We start from the raw sequence: 16,819 nt of genomic DNA on the forward strand, positions 1-16,819 counted from the left end.
GATGGTATTTGGGGCTTTCTGTATTTAGTCATTATGAAAAAATCATGGTTGATTGTTTGTTTGATTAATTTCTTTGTGGCAGCCACAATGGGACTAATCTTACGGTGGATGTATCTTAGTCCCATCCCTTCTATAAATTTTCAATTTTTAGTTCATGGGCATTCTCATATTGCCTTGCTTGGCTGGACTTATTTATCGATTTCTTGTCTTATAATACATTATTTCATTCCAAAAAAGAGTCAAGAAAAACCTGTTTTTAATCGCTTATTTTGGACAACCGAAATTGCAGTAGTTGGTATGATGATTGATTTCCCAATAGAAGGCTATGCAATGTTATCGATTTTTTTCTCTACACTCCATATTTTTTGTAGCTATTTCTTTGCCTACAAGGTTTGGAAAGAAACAAAAAACACCAAATACCAAGAAAAAATACTACTTGACACAGCATTACTTTTTATGATATTTTCAACAATAGGAGTTTGGTGTTTAGGCCCTGCTGTGGGATTAGTGGGAAAAGCGAGTGCCTTTTATCAAATTGCCATTCAGTTTTTTTTGCACTTTCAGTTTAATGGTTGGTTTTTGTTTATAGTAATAGCTTTGCTGCTTAGAATTAGCAACATTAAGCTAGAGAAAAAATTTTTCAATTTGTTTTACTTATGCTTTGTTCTTGGAACACTACTTACATTTTCGCTACCTATAAGTTGGTCCCTAACCCACCCTATATTGTATTATTTAAATAATTTAGGTGTAGTTTTTCTATGTATTGCAATTTGTTATTTTATTAAAATGCCCACCAAGGGAATCCAAACGTATTTCATTAGCAATACAAAACTTGAAAAAAAAATGTATCAGTTGGCATTTTTTTCTTTATTGTTCAAATTAGGATTACAAGTTATACTACTTTACCCTGAAATGAGTAAAACAATTCACAATATAAGGCCTTTTATAATTGGATATATTCATTTGTCAATGTTGGGAATAATTACTTTTTTCATTCTTGCATTTTTATCCAAAAGCACCTTCTTTCATCAGGAGGCTAAAATATACAAGTTAGGTATAATCTTTATCATCATTGGATTTTGTTCAACAGAGCTTGTACTTTTTTTTCAAGGAATCTGGCAATTTTTAGAAAATGGAATTTTGCCATTTTATCCTCATCTACTTTTTGCACTAAGTATTTTTTTGCCTTTAGGAATCCTTTCTGTTACTATCAATTGTTTTCTTTGTAAAATAAAAATATTATGAACCATCATTTATTACTTATTATTCACTTAATGAGCGCTACTGTTTGGGTTGGCGGTCATTTGATATTGGTTGCATCTTATTTACCACGAGCCATTAAAGAAAAAAATCAAAACTATATTTTGAATTATGAAAAAAAGTATGAACCAATAGGCATGCTGTCTTTGATATTACTTGTATTGTCAGGGATTTTAATGGCATATAAATATGGAGTGACCATTGAGCATTGGTTTGAATTTGCAACACCAATAGAAAAAATCGTATCGACTAAATTGCTTTTGTTATTTGCAACCCTACTCTTTGCTTTGAGTGCTCAATTTAAAGTACTCCCTAAACTCAATAATAACATAAAATACTTACCAGAAATGGCTTTGCATATTTTATGTGTTACAATAATTGGGATTGCAATGCTAATTTTGGGTTCCTTTGTTCGTTTTGGAGGCTATTAAATCATAAATTTGTAAAAAAACGTGCTATGTTTTCAAAAACTACTGAATACGGCATTCGAGCTGCAATTTTTGTGGCATCAGAATCGCATCAAAACAAAAGATCCGGGCTAAAGGATATTGCTAAAAAGATAGATTCTCCAGAAGCTTTTACGGCCAAAATCATGCAAATTTTAACCAAAAACAAACTGATAGATTCTGTAAAAGGAGTCGGAGGCGGTTTTGAAATCCCAACAGAACGTTTGTCCCAAGTTAAACTTTCGCAAATAGTAAATGCGTTAGAAGGCGATCGCGTTTTTAGAGGATGTGGTTTAGGATTAAGTAATTGTTCCGAAGAACATCCTTGCCCGATGCATGAAAAATTCAAATCAATCAGAAACGATCTTTCTAATATGTTAGAAAATACCACCCTCGAAGAATTGACTTTGGGTTTAAAAACGGGAGATACATTTTTACGATATTGATTCACTACCATGTCTCTAATTCTAAACCAATACAAATTGGGTATCTACAAAAGAAAGTATTCCTAGAAACTTGATTTCTCTTATTAGCCACTATTACTTTTGACTCTATAACAATTGCAGGGAATCTTTTTAAGTATTCCTTGCTGACGCCACTACCACACATCTTGAACTTTTGCACTCAACCTTAAGATGTTTAAAAGTTAAGTACCTTTTTTTTAATTCTACGTAAAAAAAATACGTAAAATAAATTTATAATTAAGTATTTATACTTATATTTGCTTTGTAATACTTAATTATTGAGTTATGATCAAGGTAATTGTAGTCGGTAACGGCATGGTAGGATATAAATTTTGTGAAAAATTTGTTTCAAAATCGGGGCAAGAAAATTATGCCATCACAGTATTTGGCGAAGAGCCCAGAAGAGCTTATGATCGCGTGCATTTAAGCGAATATTTCAGTGGCAAGAGTGCCGATGATTTAGCCTTATCCACACCGGAATGGTACAAAGAGCAGAACATTGTATTGAATACTTCCGAATTGGTCACTGCACTCGACACTACCCATCGGACCATAACCACACATACTGGCAAAAATTATACGTACGATTACTTAGTACTAGCAACAGGTTCCGCGGCATTTGTCCCACCCATAAAAGGGGTAGAAAAAGAAGGCGTTTTCGTGTACAGAACTATCGAAGATTTAGATGCCATTATGACCTATGCCAAAAAGATAAAAACCAAAGGTGCTACTGAAGCTGCTGTACTTGGCGGAGGTTTGCTAGGACTGGAGGCTGCGAAAGCAGTCAGAGATCTTGGACTGAATCCTCATGTGGTAGAATTTGCCCCTCGATTAATGCCAAGACAATTGGATCAGGGAGCTAGTAATATGCTGCAAGCTAAAATCGAAGCGCTCAACATAGGTATCCATCTCAATAAAGCGACACAATATATTGATGGAGAAGATTGTATCAAGGGGATGATGTTTGCCAACGATGAACTACTTAAAGTAGACATGCTAGTCATATCTGCTGGAATCAAACCGCGTGACGAACTCGCAAGAGGCGCTGGATTAGTTGTTGGTAATCGTGGAGGAATTGTAGTCAATAATCAAATGCAAACATCGGATCCTTTTGTTTATGCTATTGGAGAAGTAGCGTTATACCACAACATGATTTATGGCTTGGTCGCACCAGGTTACGAAATGGCAGACGTAGCGGCAGAACAAATACTCAAAGGTTCAAAAACGATGCGAGACACCATCGACATGTCGACACAATTAAAGTTAATTGGTGTTGAAGTGGCGAGTTTTGGTGATCCTTTCATAGAAAATGAAGAGGTGACTGCTATCGTTTACGAAAATAAATTCAACGGCATTTACAAAAGAATCAATGTCACCAAAGACGGCAAAACCTTACTTGGCGGTATTCTTGTTGGCGATTCCTCCGACTATAATGCGCTGTTTCAGATTTACAACAATGCTTTGGCTTTGCCTGCCAATCCAGAAGATTTAATACTAGGATCTCGAGGAGGCGAAAGCAACACTATGGGTAGCGCAATGGATTTGCCTGATACAGCTGTAATCTGTTCGTGTGAGAACGTAACCAAAGGCGCCATTTGCTGTTCCATCACCGAAGGAAGTTGCGAAACTCTTTCGGATGTAGTCAAACTCACCAAAGCGACTTCGGGTTGTGGTGGCTGCAAACCAATGGTTGTGGACTTGGTAAAAGCAGCTCAAAAATCAATTGGAAAAGAAGTAAAAGAAAACCTATGTGAGCATTTTCATTATACTCGTCAAGAACTATTTGACTTGGTGAAAATCAACAAATATGTCAACTTCTACGAAGTAATCGACCATCATGGCAACGGAGATGGCTGTGAAGTTTGTAAACCGGTAGTTGCCTCCATTTTTTCTAGTATCTATAATGATACAGCCAATAAACACGTTACAACCCAAGACACCAATGATCGCTTTTTGGCTAATATTCAACGTAACGGTACTTACTCTGTTGTACCCCGTGTCGCAGGAGGTGAAATCACACCAGAAAAACTAATCGTCATTGGTGAAGTAGCCAAACAATTTAATTTGTACACCAAAATTACTGGTGCTCAACGTGTTGATTTGTTTGGAGCTCACGTGGGTGATCTCCCTGAAATATGGAGAATTTTAATAGAAAATGGTTTTGAAAGTGGTCATGCCTACGGCAAATCCTTAAGAGCAGTTAAAAGCTGTGTAGGCAATGCTTGGTGTCGCTACGGTATGGACGATAGCGCTGGCTTTGCTATTGAACTCGAAAACCGATACAAAGGTATTCGTGCACCACACAAACTCAAAGGAGGCGTTTCGGCGTGTATTAGAGAATGCGCCGAGGCAAGAGGCAAAGACTTTGGCGTAATCGCAGTAGAAGGAGGTTGGAATCTTTACATCTGCGGCAATGGAGGGGCAAATCCAAAACACGCCGTACTTTTGGCCGAACAAATAGATAAAGCAACCGTTATAAAATATCTCGATCGTTTCTTGATGTACTATATCCGCACCGCTGGCCCGCTAGTACGAACTGCTACTTGGCTAGATAAGTTGGATGGAGGTTTGGATTACTTAAAAGAAATCATCATTCACGATCGCATTGGCATCTGTGAAACTTTAGAAAATGAAATGGAAAAACTAGTGGGCACTTTTGAATGCGAGTGGAAGCAAGTGCTCGAAAAACCAAGACTTTTAAAGCGTTTTAGTCATTTTGTGAATACTGACGAGAAAGATGATGCCATAGAATTTGTTCCTTTAAGAGATCAAAAAATGCCAAGACCTTGGTAAAAATATAAAAAATAACGTTTCCCTTTAACGCTACCTCTTTCCTACCTCCTATTCATCTAGGAAAGAGTAAAGCGTTATTTAAATCAAAAAAATATGGAAGAATTATTAAATCAATACGAAACAGTAGCTACCGAAAATGTAAAAATTTGGTTCAAAGCAGGAAACATTAAAGATTTTCCAAGTAATAGAGGTGGCTGTATTAAATACAAAAACAAACAAATTGCTGTTTTCAATTTTGAAAGAAGAAATGCTTGGTATGCTTGCCAAAATGCTTGTCCACACAAAATGGAAATGGTATTATCGAGAGGTATGACAGGATCTGCTGACGGAGTTCCAAAAATAGCCTGTCCAATGCACAAAAAAACCTTTTCTCTTATTGACGGGAGCAACCTAAACGGAGACGATTACAAAATTGCCACATACCCAGTAAAGATTGAAGGTGACGAAGTTTTCGTTGGCTTTTTGGATTAAATACGTATATTTGGTTGATAAAAAATATTGCTTTTTCTTATTTTAAGCCGATTAAAAAAACGTCTATAACTTCCTTTTCAATGAATGTGAATCGTTTTCAAAATGCGCTACAGCGCATTGATGCTGCCAATGCAAAAGACCCCAATAAAGTTGTAATTGATGACGCCATAGTTGCAAAAGAATTATTGTATTCTGATAGAATGCTAAACCGCTTGATGGATTTTGCTCCCGATGCATCTGAAGCCATTCAAATTGCCGCCAAAGGGCAACATATTTGCCGTTGGGAAATCGCTAGAAATTCCTATCCTATGGACCGGGTGGGCTACTTAAAATGGAGAGAAGCACTCAAAAAATTTCATGCTTCGAAAACTACTTCAATCCTTGAAGAAGTGGGTTATGAATCTTCGTTCATTGAACGCGTTTGCTTTTTGATTGAAAAAAAATTACTCAAAAAAGATGCTGAAACCCAATTGCTCGAAGACGTAATTTGTTTGGTCTTTCTTGAATATTATTTAGAAGAGTTTATCCTAAAACACGACACAGAGAAGCTCAAAAATATTATTATAAAAACCTGGAACAAAATGTCTGAAAAAGGACAGCAAACAGCCTTAACCTTATCTTTTTCAACGTCAAGTTTACAACTCATAAAAGAGGCATTAGACTTATAATTGACTATGAGTAGTTCAAAAAACGACACCACAATAGACTCCATTTCCTTCAAAAATTTAAGGAGATTGTATCTCTTTGCACTATTAACAATTGCATTGACTGTTTTGGTAAGTCAGTTTATTCTACAATACAATCTCAACCGTCAATTAAGTGATTCCAAAATCATCAACACTTCTGGAAAACAAAGAATGTTAAGCCAAAAGTTGACTAAAGAACTTTTAATCCTTCATGCTGCAACAGATCCCTCCAAAGTTGAATTGGAAAAAAAAAGGATTGATTCTATTCTAAATAAATGGAAATTTAATCATAATACTTTAGTGTATGGCAATGAAAAACTAGGTTTTCCTGAAGAAAAAAGCGCGCTATTGAACAAATTGTATCAATCGATTCAACCCAATTTCGAAGCCATAATAGCAGCGAGCCATCAGTATTTACAAATTAAAAAAAACGAGCAAAATCCTGAGAAGCTACAGCAATTGATAACTATTATTTTGGACAATGAACGTATTTTTTTGACCAAAATGAATCAAATCGTTGAACAATATGATCAAGAAGCTTTGGAAAAGGTAACGTTACAAAGCAAAACAGAATATGGCATACTGCTTTTTACCCTGCTGGTATTGGTTTTAGAATTCCTTTTTATCTTTAAACCTACTAATAAAAAGATTGAGATACTAATTTCAAAACTGTTAACCTCAGAAAGAAAAGCACTTAAATTAGCTTACAATACCGAAGTTTTGAGTGAAATAAAAGAAAACTCTGTAAAAGAACTCAAATCTTTAAATTATGCTATGGAAAACACACTACTTTACTGTAGAGTAGCACCTAACGGAACTTTAATTCACATAGGAGAAAAATTTTCCAAATTATTACACTATAATAAATCCACTACTGAACAACGTTTTTCACAAGTACTTACCGCTTCAGAAAAAGAACAGCATAGCATTGATCGTATTATTGCAGAAAAACATAGAAGCGGTTGGCAAGGAGAAATTTCCTTTACAAGTAAAGAAGACACTACCATTTGGCTGGACTTGTCTATGGTTCCTGTAACTATAAAAAAAGGAGCATCTGAGCTGTTGATTATCTGTTTTGATATAACGGAAAGAAAAAAAGCACAACAAGAAGTGGAGCGCCTTAACATTGAAAGCAGTGAGGCAAAAATCAATCAGCAAAAAATAATTTCGAGTAAAATTATCGAAAATCAAGAAAACGAACAAAATCGCATTGCCAAGGAAATTCATGACGGAATAGGCCAAATGCTAACAGGCCTTAAGTTTAGTCTTGAGAGTATCAATCTAGATGATAAAGAAAAGACCTCCCAAAAAATGGAATACCTCAAACAACTTTCTTTAGACATTATAAAAGGTGTTCGAACAGCTACTTTCAACTTAATGCCTCCCGAATTGAGCGATCATGGCATCGTCTCATCTTTGTCCAAGTTATGCCAAGAACTATCCAAATTAACTGGGAAAAGTATTGTTTTTTATAACAAAAGCCAGTTTGAACAGCGTTTGGACTCACTAACGGAAATTAATATATATAGACTTTCGCAAGAAGCCATAAATAATGCTATCAAATATGCTGATTCAACACACATTATTGTTCAATTATCGCATAGCACTAGCATTTTAAGCATCACGATTGATGATAATGGCAAAGGATTTGACCTACAATCTGTAGAAAAAAAGCGCAATAGCTCATCTGGAATGGGGCTTGTTTTTATGCAAGAACGAATACAATACATTAACGGGCGTATTTTTATTAACTCAATTCCTGGTGAAGGTACTCGAATTACCTTCAATATTCCTATATAGGAATTCGCTCTTTATAGTTTTGATATGTATTCTACATAATTACAAAATACGTATCTTAGCCCCAAGATTAGTTAATTTTACTTAAAAAAAAATCAATACTTATGAATCATCCCATTCGAGTAGTATTAGCAGATGACCACGTATTCGTTCGTGATGGTATCAAATCACTGTTAGAGAATGAAAATAACATCATAGTTGTTGGGGAAGCTACAGATGGACAAGAAGCCTTGACTATAGTAGCCTCTGAAAAACCTGATTTACTTATCGTAGACATTAGAATGCCTCACTTTACTGGCATTGAAGTGGTTGAAAAAATACGTCAAGAGAATACCCCACTCAAGATTGTAGTACTATCCATGCACGAATCTGAAGAATATGTATTAAAATCTATAAAAGCAGGCGCGGATGGTTACTTGCTTAAAGGATCTAGTAAAGAAGAATTCTTAAAAGCATTGCACACTGTTGCTAATGGTGGTAAATATTTTAGCGGCGATATTTCCTCTATTTTAATTAACCAACTTACTAATGGCAACGTACCACTAACCACTGAAAAAAAACAACAACTAGACGAAGAGCTAGTTATAACCAAAAGAGAAAAAGAAATTTTACAGCTTTTATTATCAGGAAAAGGCAATAAAGAAATTGCAGAAGCCCTTGAAATTAGTAAACGAACAGCAGAAGTGCATCGCTTTAACTTGATGAAAAAACTTAAGGTTAAAAATTTAATTGAATTAGCAAACAAAGCAAAAGAGTATTCGCTGCTCTAGTGTTTATTCAAAAACTTATTGATTCAATGCGTACAAGTGGTAATTTTACCACTTTTTTTTTGCTTTACAAATTCCTAAATGAGCTATCCCTCATAGATTCCCTACAGTTTACACCAAATGCAACGCTGCCATAAAAAAGATTAAAAAAGTCTTTTTTAAACTATTAGTTAGTTCTTCAGCTATCGAAACAAGGCTTTAAGCAAAATACTTATAAAAATTAAGTATAAATACTTAAATTTTTTTCAAAAACTGCGTTTTGGCAGGTTTTACAATATCATTCGTCATTATTTTTGCCATTAAAGTACACGAAATACTTAAACAAAGGTTTTCATCTACGTATTAAAATAATGTAAAAATAACTAACCTATCGAACATGAGCTCAATTTCAACCCATCAACCGCTTACTCGTTTAAACATTTTCAGCTTTAAAGGCGTTCAAATGCGAACTTTCCATATTACATGGCTTACCTTTTTCTTTAGTTTTTTTGCCTGGTTTGGTATGGCTTCACTAATGCCCTTGGCAAAAGAACAGTTACACCTTACCAAAGATCAATTGGGTAATATTCAAATTGCCTCTGTTTCTGCAACAATAATAGCTCGATTACTAATCGGTCGACTAGTAGATACCTACGGCCCACGATTGGTGTACACTTGGCTGCTAGTGATATGTGCTGTACCGGTTTTGTTAATAGGAACTTCACAATCGTATGAAAGCTTTTTACTGTTTCGATTAGCCATAGGTGTTATTGGAGCTTCTTTTGTTATTACACAATTTCATACTTCTGTAATGTTTGCACCCTCAATAAAAGGAACAGCAAATGCTACAGCGGGAGGGTTTGGAAATGCTGGTGCTGGCTTAGCAAATAGCACAATGCCATTAATTGCTGCTGGCTTTGTAGGATTAGGATTTTGTACACACGAAGATAGTTGGAGATACGCAATGATAGTTCCTGGGGTTATACTATTAATTTGCGCCTTTTTCTATGTTAGATATACAAAAGATTTACCCAACGGGAATTATAAAGAATTAGGAATTACCAACGAAAATAAAGAAAATACCTTTATGTTAGCTGTAAAAGACTACCGCACTTGGGTCTTAACGGTTGCCTATGCAGCTTGTTTTGGTGTTGAAATTACTATTGATAATTTCGCCCCAATTTATTTTACAGATACTTTTGGAGCAAGTCTAAAAACAGCTGGATTATGTGCAGGAATCTTTGGCATGATTAATATTTTTGCTCGTCCCTTAGGAGGAATTGTAGCCGATAAAGTAGGCAAAATATATGGTTTTTCTGGAAAAAACGTATTGCTTGCTTTGCTATTAATTGTAGAAGGAATTGGAATCATTTTCTTTGGGCTGACAGAGCAGCTGGGGCTTGCTATCTTTTTAATGTTTCTTTTCGGAATGAGCCTAAAAATGGCGAATGGTGCTACCTATAGCCTAGTTCCTTTTATTAACCCAAAGGCTGTTGGAAGCGTGGCAGGGATTGTTGGAGCCGGAGGAAACATAGGTGCTATGCTAATTGCGTTTTTATTTAAAGCAAAAGCAGTTAAAGTAACAAAAGACGTGATCGATACTAATGGTCTTTCTAAAACCAAAGAATTAATTGATTATACTGATGCTTTTTACACACTGGGAATCATCATCTTTATTACAGGAATCATTGTTTTAGCAGTAAAATATGCCATCAAAACAAAGGATAGTGAATAACTACTTCCGCTTTGGGTAACTAGCACTTAAATAAAGAAGGAATGAAATTATACCAGCAATTTTGGATATACTTTCATTCCTTTTTTTGCTTGTTTACGTTCCTGTATAGCACGGGAATTATTCAAAGTAGTCTCGTAAATCAAGGATTGATGTAAACAAATACATCTCACAGCAGTGAGAATAATTATTAAATAGGCTTTAATCGAAACTAGGTTAAATTTTGGCTAAAGCCTTTTTTGAATCTCATTTTAAAAAATGGGCTAAAGCCCATTCCTATTAAAACTTTACAAAAAAAGAACGGGTAAACATTGCTATTCAAATGCACATTAAAAAGAATATTAGAATGAACTAAAGCTTAGTTCTATTGAAACTTTACAAAAAAAGAACGAGCTAAACTCATTCCTTTTCAAAAGCTACTTTAATCCATAAAAAATCCTTGCAAATTGCCTAAACAACGCAAGGATTCTTTCCACCAAATTGAATTGAAACTAACTCTTATAGGTCATTCCCATGTCTTCAATAGAAAATGCATCGGTCAATAAGTGGAGCAAACGATCTCTCAACTCAATGTATTCTGGCATTTTTACAATCTCAATTTTGTTTCTCGGTCTTGGCAAATGCACTTCTTCTATTTCTCTTATAGTGGCCGAAGGACCATCTTTTAACACCACAATTCTGTCCGATAAAAATAAGGCTTCCTCAATATCGTGTGTAATCATAATGATGGTTTTATCGCGATTATTGAGATTCCAAAGTTTCAACACTTCCAATTGCATAGAACTCTTGGTAAAGGCATCCAAAGCTCCAAAAGGTTCGTCCAAAAGTAGTACTCCAGGATTGATGGCGAAAGCTCTTGCAATGGCAACTCTTTGTTTCATTCCTCCAGATAACTGGCCTGGCAATTTGTCTCGATGTTCTAACAAGTTGACCATTTTTAGGTTGGCATCTACAATGTCGTGTTTTTCTTTTTTGGAACAATTCATTACCGAATCTACGGCTTGAAAAATATTTTCGTGAACCGTCAACCAAGGCAATAAGGAGTAATTTTGAAATACTATACCCCTATCAGGGCCTGGTCCTTTGATGGTGTTACCGTCTAACTCGACCGTACCTCCTGAGGGAGTTAGCATTCCAGCGATGGCATTCATAATGGTTGATTTTCCGCAACCTGAGTGACCAATGATGGAAATGATTTCGCCTTTTTTTATGGATAAGTTAATATCACGTACAGCGGTATATTTCCCTTTGGGAGTTGGGAAGGATATTTCTAAGTTTTTGATTTCTAAATAGCTCATTTTGATTTGTTTTTTTTGAGGTTTTGACAAGGTTTAAGGTTGTTTAAAGTTTAATAGGGTTTAAGTTGTTCAAGAACTTATCCGGTTTAAACAACCTTAAACCTTAAACTTTAAACATTTTTTTACCCTTTGTAAGCAACTTTGTGCTCGATGTAAGTAAAAATCCTATCGAAAAGTAATCCTACCAATCCAATGATAATGATGGCCGAAATTACTTTTTCGAGACTTAAGGCGTTCCAACTGTCCCAAACAAAGAATCCGATTCCTGCTCCACCAGAAAGCATTTCGCCTGCTACAATTACCAGCCAAGCCACGCTAATACTCAATCGCAATCCGGTGATGATGTGCGGTAAGCTATAAGGAATCAGTATTTTGGTAAGGTAACGCATTTTGGAAAAACCAAAGGCCTTAGCCACGTTTTTATGATCTTGTGGTATGGACCCTACTCCAAAAGAGGTGTTGATGAGCGTTGACCATAATGAGGTAATAAAAACGATGAAAATAGTAGCCATTCCGGTGTCTTTAAAAACCACCAAACCTATTGGAAACCAAGCTAAAGGTGACACCGGTTTTAACAATTGCACAATGGGATAAAAGATTTGTTTGCAAATCGTGCTGGCTCCCATCAATATTCCGATGGGTATGGCAAATAATGACCCAATTAAAAATCCTGAAAGTACCGTTTTGATGGAGGTAAACAACTGCAATCCGATGCCTTTGTCATTAGGACCATAATCATAAAAAGGATCGCTCAACATTTCCTTGAGCACCGTAAGTGTCGCTACTGGACCAGGTAAGGCTTGTTCTGTAAAATAACTTACTAGACTCCAAAATCCAGCGAAAAATACCAATCCAACTAAAGCGAATAGGGCTGATTTCGATTTTTGAAACACGTTATTAAATAGAAGCTTCAAACTTGTGTTTCCTTTTTCGCTGCTGTAAGCGACGGTTTGCTCTTGACTATTTTCTATACTCAAAGCATCGATGGTGAGGGTGTTTTTATCTGACATAGTATGCTAATTAAATTTCTATTTTTTTTATTTTTTGAAACATATAAGTCATAAAAGTTTTTTTCTCTATTTCAAATACTTAAATGCCTTAAATGTTAATATTATTCTATTTAAACATATAAGTCATAGAAGTTTTATCTGAATAGGGATAAGTAAAGCCGAAGTTCATCTGAGTAAAACATACTTTTTTTGTTTGACTTATTTTTGTTTTTAATATAGATAGCCCTGTACTTTTGTTTTCTAATATGACTTATATGTTTATCTTTATTTTCTAACCACTTTTAGGTAAGCCGCTGGATTGGAAGGATCAAATACGGTTTTATCCATCGTTAAGGCAAAAGGTTTCATATCGTCATTGGGTACTTTTACATTCATACTTTTGGCCACTTCTTTGTATAAATCATCCAGAATAAGTTTATCAGCAATGGCGGTATAATTGGGCGCTTCCTTTAAGTAGCCAAAACGAACAAACTGCGCCATAGCCCAAATAGCATGCGATTTTCTAGGATAATTTACCATTCCGCCTTTATGAAATAGCATATAATCATTATCATAGATTTCTACTCCTAGGTTACAACCTAAATTGTAATCTCCCATAAGTCTTGCCTCGATAACATCAGCTGGTGCATTTACATAAGGTGCTTTACCAATAATCGCGGCGGCTTTTTTTCTGTTTGATGGTACGTCAAGCCACTTACAAGCTTCCATAACCGCTTTCATAACTTTTACTAAATCGGTTCTGCGTTTGGCACTAAATTCTTTGTTAACTACCAAGGCTTTCTCTGGATGGTCTTTCCAAATATCCTGAGAGGCAACTTGAGTAAATCCAACTCCTTGCTTTACCGCTACTCCTCCCCAAGGCTCGCCCACACAAAATCCATCCATATTCCCCACTTTCATATTGGCAACCATTTGTGGCGGTGGGATTGTGATGATTTTAACTGCTTTTTGATTCAATCCTGCTACAGACATCCAGTTACGCAACCATAAATCGTGCGTTCCTCCTGGAAAAGTCATAGCAAAAGTGACTTCTTTCTCGGCTTTCAATTTGGCCGCAACTACTGGTGTAACTTTATTCATTTGTTTAAAACCAACTTTACCACAAAAATCATTGGATAAAGTAACGGCTTGACCGTTTACGTTAAGCATCATAGCAATCATCATTTCTGAACCTGCTTTCCCTCCTACCCCTGTGTAAACAGAGAAAGGCATAGAATATAAGCAATGAGCACCATCGAGTTCGCCTGTTAAAATCTTATCACGAACATTGGCCCAAGAAGATTCTTTGGTCACTACTACCTCAACACCATACTTTTTAAAAAGTCCCAATTCTTTGGCCATTACGATTGGGGAACAATCGGTTAAAGGAATAAATCCTAATCGTACAGGGTCATTTTGTGCTGCAACGGATTGAAAAAATGCGACAGCTACAATCACAAAAACAGATTGAATGGCTTTGTTTATTAATGTTTTCATATTTTTTGTTTTAAGTTTTATAGTTTATTGTTCGTGGTTTGTGATTTGCTGTTTTATGGTTTGAAATAAACAGAATTATCAAATCACTAATGCACAACACCTAACACTCACCATAGCATTACTTTTTAGCTAAAAAATTAGGGGTAATATTGAGCATAATGTATCCAAAGTGAGGTGTTAAATCAGCATTCGCAACGTTTTTTACAGCTGCAGAAGCCATAGTATTGGTGGCTTGCATATAAGAATAACCAGCCTCTAAATTGATCATTTTAGTCAAACCATATTTTACAGTAACATCTAATTCGGTACCAAGATATTTGTTAAGGTTCCCTGCCAAGGTATTGGCCGATTCAAATCCGTGCAAATCAAAAGTGAAACTCAAATTATCTTTAGCATTGTATTTCGCTTTTAAGAAATAATTCAATAACCCTTGGCTTCCAAAACCGCTAGCTACATAAAAATAGTCCATGTATCCCCAAAATTTGTGTGGTGTTCCATACAAAGGATCAAAGCGATTGCTTTTACTTGTTGCAGTCACTGCTTTTGTTCCGTCATTTCCAGAAAGGTAATCGATTCCTGGGCCTACAAACCATTTGCGTCCCATTTGATAAGTAGCAGTAACAGAAGCTAAATTTGCATTAATAGAGCGACCGTCTTTGTCTTTACCTCCTTGGTGATAGATGCTTCCTGTAAGGTTCAATTTTCGAGTTAGAAAAGTATTGAAGAAAAATCCCGCAGTGTTTCGGCTCCAAACGCCTTCTGTATTCACTTTTGTAACCACTGCTGGTGTTCCACTAGTTACAGTGGTATACTTATTAAAGTCGTCTTTAAAGAATAAAAAGGAAATGTCTCCAAAAGAAAACTTTTTGTCAACATATAAGTACTGAAAAGATTTGTACATCGTCCCAATTCCATTAGTACCAGCGCCATAAGCAGGATTAGTACCATTATAAATTGTTCCTGAACTAAGTTCTTTGTTTTGATTAAAAGCTACCCCTACATCGGCAATCCATCCTTTGTTGGCATATTTAAATACAATGGCATCGTGGCGACGTCCTTGTTGCAACCAATCCAACCCCCCTAATACTTTTTGATCATCATAAGAAATTTGTTGACGACCAATCTTTACTGACATATTTTGAATAGTGCTTAGTGTATCTATCAAACTTATTTCTCCCCAAGCTTCGTGTAACAAAACACCATTATTCACTTCTGTAGTGGTTCTATTGATTGAGGAAGCATCCTGCCCCCAAACTCTCACGTCTTGTAGTGCAGTAAAAACTTTGAAACGGTATCCTGAATAGCCCAAATTTAATCTGGCTCTTTGTGAATTGAACAAGGCCGTCTTCTCTCCCTTCTTTTGTAAAGTTCCAAATCCTGCTCTAATTTCTGTCCTTTCTCTGATTTGTCCAGTTGCCGTTAATTGTGCTTTAGTGGTGTTTACAGAAAAAAGAGTAATCACTCCAGCTAGTAAAGCGATTTTGTATCCTTTTGTTGCTGTACTTGCTACTTCTTTTTTAAATGAATGTTTTTTGTTGGTTAACATAGTTTTCGGTTTTGATTAGTACATTACAAACTTAATTAAGTATTTTTACTTACGTATTGTAATTTTACAAACAAAAAACTCTTTTTACCCCTTCTTTTATAGTACTAAAAAGCGGGCTATTTTATGCGTTTTCGCAATAAAAAAATTAGAATCCCAATAAAAACAGCCCTTTAGCACAATACCAATACGTAGATAATTACCACTAGTTCACAACAAAACAACGCTATAGTATTCAAATGCATAAAAAAAGCCTCATTAAAGAGGCTTTGCGTGCTGCATTTCAAATAAATACGGTAAACTATCTAAATTTAAATGTATTTATGATCCATAATTTCGGTTCTTAGCTTAGTTATATTTAACAATCCTATTCTTTTTCCAGTAGTTGCTATTAATTGTTCTTTTTTTAAACTAGAGATCATTCTGGTCACTTGTTCCTCTGTGGTACCGGCAAAATCTGCTATCTCTTTACGGGATAACGCTATGTCTATAGTGCCATCTGTTTGACCAAATTTTCTATGGATGTACAATAAAGAGTCAATCACACGTTCGCGAACATTCATGTGTGCAATTTTCCGAATATTATTTTCACTTTTATTGAGTTCCTCTGCATAGAACAACATTAAATCATACGTAAATTCTGGAACAGTATGCAAAATTTCGAGCATAACTTCATTACTAAAATTACACAAAACAGTATCCTCTAAGGCGTAAGCCCCAATCAAATAGCGTTTACTGGTACCAAAACCTCGAAAACCTAATGTATCACCGTCTTTGGTAAAGCGAACAATTTGCTCTCTACCATTAATACCGGTTTTTATGGTTTTAACTTTCCCTTTTTTTATAAAATACAGCCCTTGCATAGGAGCACCCTCAATTATAAATTGATGACTTTTTTTGCATAAAAAGCTATTTTTTTTATCCAAAAAAGGTTTCATTTTATCCAAATGCAAATGCTTTTTTATAATACAGTTTTCATTGTTACAACTATTGCAATGTGCTAAGGCTTCCTTCATAATTGTATCTTTTTAAAATTAAATTCAAACTTTATATAAACATTTAACCGTCGCGATTTCCTGCATTATTTTGCTTTTACC

The 16,819-nt window shown here is 35.4% G+C and carries 14 protein-coding genes; 9 read left to right on the forward strand and 5 right to left on the reverse strand.

Going from position 1 to position 16,819, the window contains the following annotated elements:
* Positions 1 to 33: 33 nt before the first annotated feature.
* From FLAVO9AF_RS07445 to FLAVO9AF_RS07485, 9 genes are all read left to right on the forward strand, one after another.
* Positions 34 to 1,245, forward strand: a complete 1,212-nt coding sequence (locus FLAVO9AF_RS07445; RefSeq protein WP_159686517.1) for a hypothetical protein — start codon at positions 34 to 36, stop codon at positions 1,243 to 1,245.
* On the forward strand, positions 1,239 to 1,691 hold the full coding sequence (locus tag FLAVO9AF_RS07450; RefSeq protein ID WP_159690950.1) for a CopD family protein: 453 nt from the start codon (positions 1,239 to 1,241) through the stop codon (positions 1,689 to 1,691). Before FLAVO9AF_RS07445 ends, FLAVO9AF_RS07450 begins: the two co-directional genes overlap by 7 nt.
* A 26-nt stretch (positions 1,692 to 1,717) precedes the next feature.
* Entirely contained in the window at positions 1,718 to 2,152 is a 435-nt protein-coding gene (locus FLAVO9AF_RS07455; protein WP_159686520.1) for an Rrf2 family transcriptional regulator, read from the forward strand.
* 303 nt (positions 2,153 to 2,455) lie between these two features.
* Positions 2,456 to 4,963, forward strand: coding sequence for a nitrite reductase large subunit NirB (gene nirB, locus FLAVO9AF_RS07460; RefSeq protein WP_159686522.1), 2,508 nt, complete (start codon positions 2,456 to 2,458; stop codon positions 4,961 to 4,963).
* 93 nt (positions 4,964 to 5,056) lie between these two features.
* Positions 5,057 to 5,434, forward strand: coding sequence for a nitrite reductase small subunit NirD (nirD, locus tag FLAVO9AF_RS07465; RefSeq protein ID WP_159686525.1), 378 nt, complete (start codon positions 5,057 to 5,059; stop codon positions 5,432 to 5,434).
* Between the two features lie 80 nt (positions 5,435 to 5,514).
* Positions 5,515 to 6,102: a DUF4202 domain-containing protein gene (locus FLAVO9AF_RS07470; protein ID WP_159686527.1), complete on the forward strand. Its 588-nt coding sequence runs from the start codon at positions 5,515 to 5,517 to the stop codon at positions 6,100 to 6,102.
* A 6-nt stretch (positions 6,103 to 6,108) separates the two neighbouring features.
* Positions 6,109 to 7,920, forward strand: a complete 1,812-nt coding sequence (locus FLAVO9AF_RS07475; protein WP_159686531.1) for an ATP-binding protein — start codon at positions 6,109 to 6,111, stop codon at positions 7,918 to 7,920.
* Positions 7,921 to 8,021: 101 nt separating this feature from the next.
* Positions 8,022 to 8,687 carry a response regulator transcription factor gene (locus tag FLAVO9AF_RS07480; protein WP_159686535.1) on the forward strand — a complete coding sequence of 222 codons (666 nt, stop codon included), beginning with the start codon at positions 8,022 to 8,024 and terminating at the stop codon, positions 8,685 to 8,687.
* Between the two features lie 373 nt (positions 8,688 to 9,060).
* Positions 9,061 to 10,398, forward strand: coding sequence for an MFS transporter (locus FLAVO9AF_RS07485; protein ID WP_159686538.1), 1,338 nt, complete (start codon positions 9,061 to 9,063; stop codon positions 10,396 to 10,398).
* Between the two features lie 488 nt (positions 10,399 to 10,886).
* Here the strand turns inward: FLAVO9AF_RS07485 and FLAVO9AF_RS07490 are convergent, their stop codons facing one another.
* From FLAVO9AF_RS07490 to FLAVO9AF_RS07510, 5 genes are all read right to left on the reverse strand, one after another.
* Entirely contained in the window at positions 10,887 to 11,693 is an 807-nt protein-coding gene (locus tag FLAVO9AF_RS07490) for an ABC transporter ATP-binding protein (RefSeq protein WP_159686541.1), read from the reverse strand.
* A gap of 122 nt (positions 11,694 to 11,815) precedes the next feature.
* Complete coding sequence (gene ntrB, locus FLAVO9AF_RS07495) at positions 11,816 to 12,703, reverse strand: nitrate ABC transporter permease (RefSeq protein ID WP_159686544.1); 888 nt, start codon at positions 12,701 to 12,703, stop codon at positions 11,816 to 11,818.
* Between the two features lie 264 nt (positions 12,704 to 12,967).
* Positions 12,968 to 14,179 (reverse strand): CmpA/NrtA family ABC transporter substrate-binding protein, encoded by a 1,212-nt coding sequence (locus tag FLAVO9AF_RS07500; RefSeq protein ID WP_236552295.1) that lies wholly within the window; start codon positions 14,177 to 14,179, stop codon positions 12,968 to 12,970.
* 118 nt (positions 14,180 to 14,297) lie between these two features.
* Positions 14,298 to 15,725, reverse strand: a complete 1,428-nt coding sequence (locus FLAVO9AF_RS07505) for an alginate export family protein (RefSeq protein ID WP_159686547.1) — start codon at positions 15,723 to 15,725, stop codon at positions 14,298 to 14,300.
* A gap of 308 nt (positions 15,726 to 16,033) precedes the next feature.
* A complete protein-coding gene (locus FLAVO9AF_RS07510) occupies positions 16,034 to 16,738 on the reverse strand; it encodes a Crp/Fnr family transcriptional regulator (protein ID WP_159686549.1) in 705 nt (234 codons plus the stop codon).
* Positions 16,739 to 16,819: the final 81 nt, after the last annotated feature.

The organism is Flavobacterium sp. 9R (assembly GCF_902506345.1).
Taxonomy (GTDB): domain Bacteria; phylum Bacteroidota; class Bacteroidia; order Flavobacteriales; family Flavobacteriaceae; genus Flavobacterium.